The sequence below is a fragment of the Massilia sp. CT11-108 genome (assembly GCF_047302915.1).
Lineage (GTDB): Bacteria > Pseudomonadota > Gammaproteobacteria > Burkholderiales > Burkholderiaceae_D > Telluria > Telluria orientalis.
This window is the reverse complement of sequence record NZ_JBKYMO010000332.1, coordinates 1-6,417: the sequence shown is the minus strand read 5'-3', so window position 1 is coordinate 6,417 and position 6,417 is coordinate 1. Positions and strand designations below refer to the sequence as shown.

Sequence of the window (6,417 nt, the reverse complement as noted above, 5' to 3'; positions counted from 1 at the left end):
CGTGGCGGCCATCCGCGTCGAACACGAAGCCCTGCGCCGTCAGTGCGGCGGGCGCCTGGAGCGCAAATTCGGCGTGGGCGACGTGCGCATCGAACGCGACGGCGAGCAGTGGCACCTGACGAACGAGCACGGCATCGTGGTCGCGCGGGCGCCGAACCTGATCCTGGCCAACGGCGCCGGCGCCGCGCAGGTGCCGCAGGCCGCGCCGCTGCCATTGACGATGCTGCGCGGGCAGGTGTCGCACGTGCCGGCCGACATGGTGCCGAAACTGCCCGTCGTGCTGTGCCGCGAGGCGTATCTGACGCCGCCGTCCGGGGGCGTGTGCAGCGCCGGCGCGACCTACGACGCCGATCCGAATCCCGCGCTGTCGCCCGAGAGCCACGCGGAAAACCTGGAGCGCCTGCGCGGCCTGTTGTCCGATCCGCATGCGGCGGAGGATGCGCCGCTGGCGGGGCGCGTGGGTTTTCGTTGCGTGGCGCCGGATCGCCTGCCGCTCGTCGGCCGCCTGCCGGATTTCGCCGCCGCCGGCACCACCGAGCGCCTGCGCGACGTGCCGCGCCATCCGGGGCTGTATGGACTGCTCGGCTATGCGTCGCGCGGCCTGATCTGGGCCGGTCTGGCGGCCGAACTGCTCGCAGCAGGGATCGAAGGCGAGCCGCTGCCGTTGGAGTCCAGCCTGGTCGACGCGCTCGATCCGGCCCGCTTCGTGTTGCGCGCACGCCGCGCCCCGCGGGGTCCGCAGCCAGAAAATTGATTTCTTTCGGGCAACCGAAAGTTTCAAAGGTATAATGTGTGCCAAGCAACATTTCACACATGATCCAGCCATGGACGACACCCCCGACGCGCCCGAACTGTCGCTGTTTCTCGCCTCGACCGCGCATGACATGAAGAATTCGATCAGCGTCCTGTCCGGGACGCTGGAGCGGCTTCTTGTCGACGCATCTCCGCAGACGGAATCGGCGTACCCGCAGATGGCGCACATGCTGTACCAGACGAAGCGCCTGAACGACAACCTGATGCAGCTGCTCGCGCTGTACAAGCAGGTGGGCACGCCCGCGTACCCGTTCGACGTGCAGCCGCTCGAGCTGGGCCAGCTGGTCGACCAGGTGGTGGCGCTGGAGCGCGTGCTGCTGAAGTCGCGCGGCCTGAAGCTGGAACTCGATTACGACGCGGACCTCGTCTGGCACTTCGACGAAGACCTGATCGTGGGCGTGCTGTCGCATGCGATCAACAACGCCATCCACTACACCTGCGACACGGTGCGCCTGGCGATCCGCGTCACCGACGGCAACTGGCTCGAACTGCGCGTGGAAGACAACGGCCCCGGGTATCCGCCGGCGCTGCTGAAGGCCGGCGCGATCGCCACCCGCGAAACGGCGGGCGGCATGAACTTCCTGACCAACAGCGCGGGCCTGGGCCTGTATTTTTCCAGCGAAGTCGCGCGCATGCACCAGCACCGCGAGCGGCGCGGCACGCTGCGCCTGGAAAACGGCGGCCGCTACGGCGGCGGCTGCTTCATCCTGAACCTGCCATGAACGCTTCCGCCAAGGCCGTCAACGAAATCGACTGGGCCGACAAGAACTACCTCGTCGTCGACGACTTCGTCGGCGTGCGCCAGCTGCTGCGCGAAGCCCTGCGCAGCCTGGGCGCGAAGAACATCGACCAGGCCTCGTCCGGCGGCGAGGCGATGGGCCTGCTGGCGCGCATCCGCTACGACGTCGTCCTGTGCGACTACAACCTGGGCGACGGCAAGAACGGCCAGCAGGTGCTGGAGGAAGCGCGCGTGCGCAACCTCGTCAACCCGAGCACCGTGTGGCTGATGGTGTCGGCCGAAAAGAGCGTGGAATCCGTGATGGGCGCGGCCGAGCATCAGCCGGACGCCTACCTGATCAAGCCGATCACGGAAGGCGTGCTGCTCACGCGGCTCAATCGCGTGTGGCACAAGAAGCAGATCTTCCGCCTCATCGACCAGGCCTATGCGGAGAAGGACTACCTGCGCGCGGCGCGCCTGTGCGATGCCGTCATCGAAGGCCACAAGGCGCACGAGATCGACCTCCTGCGCATGAAGGCCAAGCTGATGGAAAAGAGCGGCGAGCCGGTGAAGGCGCGCGAGGTGTACGAGCGCGTGCTGGAGCAGCGCGAATACCAGTGGGCGCGCGCCGGCATCGCCAAGATCCGCATGGCCAACGGCGAATTCGAACAGGCGCGGCAAGCGTTCCAGAGCGTAATCGCGGAGAACCGCTATTACATCGACGCGTACGACCAGCTCGCGCTGACCTATCAGAACCTGGGCAAGCTGGACGAGGCGTGCGCGATCCTCGAACGGGCGGCAAAACTGTCGCCGAATTCCGTGCCGCGCCAGCGCAATCTCGGCAACGTGGCGCTCAAGGTGGGCAACGTGCAGATGGCGGAGCAGGCCTTCCGCAAGTGCATCCTGATCGGCGAGTATTCCATCATGAAGACACCCGACGCCTACCTCGGGCTGGCGCGCGTGTGCGGCCAGAAGAACGATGCGAAGGAAGCGCTGCGGCTGCTGCTGCAGGTCCAGCGCGAGTTCGCCGCCGACCATCCGGACATCGCGCTGCGTTCCAAGATCACCGAGGGTCTCGTCTACCACGAGAGCGGCGATTACCGGCGCGCGCGCAAGGCCGGCGACGAGCTGGAAGCCCTGCTCGATGCGACCGAGACCCGGCCCGACATCCCGACCTGCCTGGAACTGGCCACACTGCTGTTCGCGGTGGGCGTGAAGGATGCGCCCGTGGAGCTGCTGTGCTACGTCATCCGCAACAACCACGACAACCCGCTGCTGCTCGACGAAGTGCAGAAGATCTTCGACAAGGCGCGCCTCGGCGACGAGGGCCTGGAGTTCATCCGCGCCTCCAAGAAGGAAGCGACGGACCTGATGAACCAGGGCGTGCTGCTGTGGAAGACGGGCAAGCTGAAGGACGCCGTCGAGTGGATGCGCCAGGCGCGCAAGAAGGTGCCGAACAACCAGCGCATCCTGTTCAACGCGGCCCAGATCCTCGTCTCGCACATGCAGCAGCACGGCTACGACACCGCGTTATCGAGCGAAGCGTACGAGGTGCTGCACCACGTCGACCGCCTGCTGCCGGGGCAGCAGCGCTTCGCGCAGTTGATGGAGCAGTTGGCGCAGCTGCAGCCGGTGGCGGAGAGTGGCGTGGTCGACGAGGTGGTGTAGTTGTCGGGTGCGCGCTCCGTTACCAGCGAATGGAGGCCGAAGATTCGTGCCGAATTGAGTCAGTTGGCACGTTTCTGTTGGCGTCCAACACGTCGGCACCCTGCCGACGTCGGCATGTCCGGCCTGATCTGGCGCCTGGCGGTCATATTGCTTGCATATCTGGTGTCGTTTGCGATCGTGCTTTCACCGATACTGCTTGGGCTGACCAAGCTGCTCGGCGTGACATCGACGCTGGATTGGTCGGGCACCCGCATGGCGTTTGCGTCGGTGGTGGTCGCCCCGCTGCTCGAGGAACTGGTCTTTCGGGCTGGCCTGCGCAGTGCGACCGCGACACTCGCGGTGCAGCCTGTGCTGATACCCCTCTTCATCGGGAGCTGGCAGGTCTCGCTCGTCCTGCTTGGCGTTGTTGCGGCTGTGATGTTCGTCGATCACGTTCGCCGGCGACACCTCGATGATGCGAGAAAATTTTCTCTACGCATGGCGCGAGGACGTGCCTTCCTGACTCGATATCGCCTGATCGTGTGGGGGAATGCGGTTGCGTTTGGCCTTGCTCACCTTGGCAATTTTACGATTGCGACCACCAATGGTTGGCTTGGGTGCCTGACAGTGTTCGTCGTCTCTTCGCAGATCATTACGGGAGTTGTCCTGAGTTACTTCCGCCTGCGTTATGGATTGTTCTCTGCAATGGGCTTCCACGCAATTTTCAATTCTAGTTGGTTGTTGTTTGACTGACGTGGCGTAATTCGCTACACGGTCTAGTGAAAATCATAATCCCGGCGGCACTGCCCGCCGTGTGAAAATTTGCCTTTGATTACAGCGGAGAGCGACGTGCGCATCGAACGGACCACCCACGCGGCGGTGACCCGCCGCGGCTTCCTCAAGTCCGCCGGCGGGCTCGTGCTCGGCTTTATGCTGCCTGTCCCCGGCCGCGCAGCCGCACCGGCACCGAACGCCTTCCTGCACATCGCGCCCGACGACACCGTCACCGTGATGGTCGACCGGCTCGAATTCGGCCAGGGCGTCCACACGGCGTTGCCGATGCTGGTCGCCGAGGAGCTCGACGCCGACTGGTCGCGCGTGCGCGCCGAACTGGCACCGGCGGGCGACGCCTACAAGGATTCGCTGTTCGGCATCCAGATGACCGGCAGTTCGATCTCGGTGGCGCACTCGTTCACGCATTACCGCGAGATCGGCGCGCGCGCCCGCGCGATGCTGATCACCGCCGCGGCCGAGCAGTGGCAGGTCGCGCCGGCGTCGTGCACCACGTCGGCGGGCACGGTCATCGGCCCCGGCGGCCGCAAGGCGCGCTACGGCGCGTTGGCCGATGCGGCCATGAAGCTGCCGGTGCCGGCGACCGTCCAACTGAAAGACGCGAAGGATTTCCGGCGCATCGGCAAGCCGACCGGACGCCTGGACGCGCGCGCCAAATCGAGCGGCAAGCAGCAGTTCGGCATCGACTTTACGCTGCCCGGCATGAAGGTGGCCGTGGTCGCGCGTCCGCCGGTATTCGGCGGCCGGGTGCGCAGCCTCGACGCGGCCAGGGCCAAAGCGATCAAGGGCGTGGTCGACGTGGTCGAGGTGGCGGCCGGCAGCGGCGGGCGCGGCGTGGCCGTGATCGCGGACGGTTACTGGCAGGCGAAGCAGGGGCGCGACGCGCTCGTCATCGACTGGGACACGGGCGCCGTCGACAAGCTCGATTCGGGCCGGCAGCTGCGCGATTACCGCGCGCTTGCCGCCGCGCCGGCGCTGGCGCCGACCTCGATCTCGGCCGTCTACGAATTCCCCTATCTCGCGCACGCGCCGATGGAACCGGTCAACTGCGTGGTCGACCTCCATGCGGATCGCTGCTCGGTGTGGGCGGGCGTGCAGTTCCAGACCTTCGACCAGAGCGCCGTCGCCGCCGCGGCGGGACTCAAGCTCACGCAGGTCACGTTGCACACCATGATGTCGGGCGGCGGATTCGGCCGCCGCGGCGTGACCACGTCGGACGACCTGGTCGAAGCGGTCAACGTCGCGAAGGCATACGGGCGCGGCCCCGTGAAAATCATCTGGAGCCGCGAGGACGACATCAAGGGCGGCTACTATCGCCCCGCGCACGTGCACAAGGTCGACATCGGGTTCGATGGGAACGGCGACGTCGTGACGTGGAACCACGTGATCGTCGGCCAGGCGATCAGCGCGGGCACGCCGTTCGAATCGGTGCTCATCAAGAACGGCGTGGATTCCACGACGACCGAGGGCATCGCCGAGGCGTATGCGTTGCCGGTAAAGCTGACGGTGCATCATCCGAAGGCGAACGTGCCGGTGCTGTGGTGGCGCGGGTCGGCGTCGAACCACACGGCGTTCGTCATGGAGACGCTGGTGGACGAAGTGGCGCACGCGGCCGGCGCCGATCCGGTCGCGTACCGGCGCAAGCTGCTGGGTGATAAACGCCCACGCCACCTGGCGGCGCTCGACCTGGCCGTGCAGAAGTCCGGCTACGGCAAGAAGCGGCTGGCCGAGGGCCGTGCCTGGGGCGTGGCCGTGCACGGCATGTCCGGCAGCGTGGTGGCCTACGTGGTCGAGGCGTCGGTCGAGAATGGCGTGCCGAAGCTGCACAAGGTCACGGCTGGCGTGCATTGCAACCTGGCCGTCAATCCGCTGTCGATCGAGGCGCAGGTGCAGGGCGCCGTGCTGGCCGCCCTCGGCACCACGTTGCCCGGCGCCGCCATCACGTTCAGGGACGGCATCGTCGAGCAGGGGAATTTCAACGACTACACGGTGGCGCGCATGCCGGACATGCCGCGTGTGGACGTATTCATCGTGCCGTCCACCGAGCCGCCCACCGGCATGGGCGAGCCGGGCCTGCCGCCGCTGGCGCCGGCTTTCGCCAACGCCATCTTCCAGCTCACGGGCAAGCGCTTGCGCAAGCTGCCGTTCGAGCTCGGCTGACGGCCGGGGTGGACGTCAGGTCTTGTCGGTCTTCGACCGGCTGGTCCGCGTCTTGCCGTTGCTGCCGTTGCCGCCGTTCGGCGCAGGCGGCTGCACCTTCGGCGCGTCCTTGGGCGCTTCCGCTTTCGGCGCCCCGCCTGTCTCCTTCGCGGGCGCTGCCGGCGCGGCGGCGCTCGGCGTCATCGCGTTGGCGACGGCCTGCGTAAATTGTTCCTGCAGCATGTTCCACCATGCGACGGCAGCCGGCATCGCCGCCGCGGCCGGGTTGCCCGGCGCGTCCGCTGCGC

Annotated in this window: 5 protein-coding genes and 1 pseudogene; 5 read left to right on the top strand and 1 reads right to left on the bottom strand. The window is 66.9% G+C overall.

The window, feature by feature from the left end:
• From mnmC to ACEN88_RS21925, 5 genes are all read left to right on the top strand, one after another.
• Positions 1–754: FAD-dependent 5-carboxymethylaminomethyl-2-thiouridine(34) oxidoreductase MnmC (mnmC, locus tag ACEN88_RS21945; protein WP_413343011.1), on the top strand; the 754-nt coding region annotated here is incomplete at its 5' end.
• Positions 755–824: 70 nt separating this feature from the next.
• Positions 825–1,535, top strand: coding sequence for a sensor histidine kinase (locus tag ACEN88_RS21940; RefSeq protein ID WP_413343009.1), 711 nt, complete (start codon positions 825–827; stop codon positions 1,533–1,535).
• The gene (locus tag ACEN88_RS21935; protein WP_413343007.1) at positions 1,532–3,199 is read left to right on the top strand and encodes a tetratricopeptide repeat protein; all 1,668 of its coding nucleotides are present in this window, start codon (positions 1,532–1,534) and stop codon (positions 3,197–3,199) included. The genes ACEN88_RS21940 and ACEN88_RS21935 overlap by 4 nt, the downstream gene beginning before the upstream one ends.
• A 114-nt stretch (positions 3,200–3,313) precedes the next feature.
• A complete protein-coding gene (locus ACEN88_RS21930) occupies positions 3,314–3,931 on the top strand; it encodes a type II CAAX prenyl endopeptidase Rce1 family protein (protein WP_413343005.1) in 618 nt (205 codons plus the stop codon).
• A gap of 96 nt (positions 3,932–4,027) precedes the next feature.
• On the top strand, positions 4,028–6,130 hold the full coding sequence (locus tag ACEN88_RS21925) for a molybdopterin cofactor-binding domain-containing protein (protein WP_413343004.1): 2,103 nt from the start codon (positions 4,028–4,030) through the stop codon (positions 6,128–6,130).
• Between the two features lie 15 nt (positions 6,131–6,145).
• On the opposite strand, the pseudogene ACEN88_RS21920 reads toward ACEN88_RS21925, so the two are convergent.
• A pseudogene (locus ACEN88_RS21920) lies at positions 6,146–6,417 on the bottom strand (hypothetical protein); the annotation flags it as partial.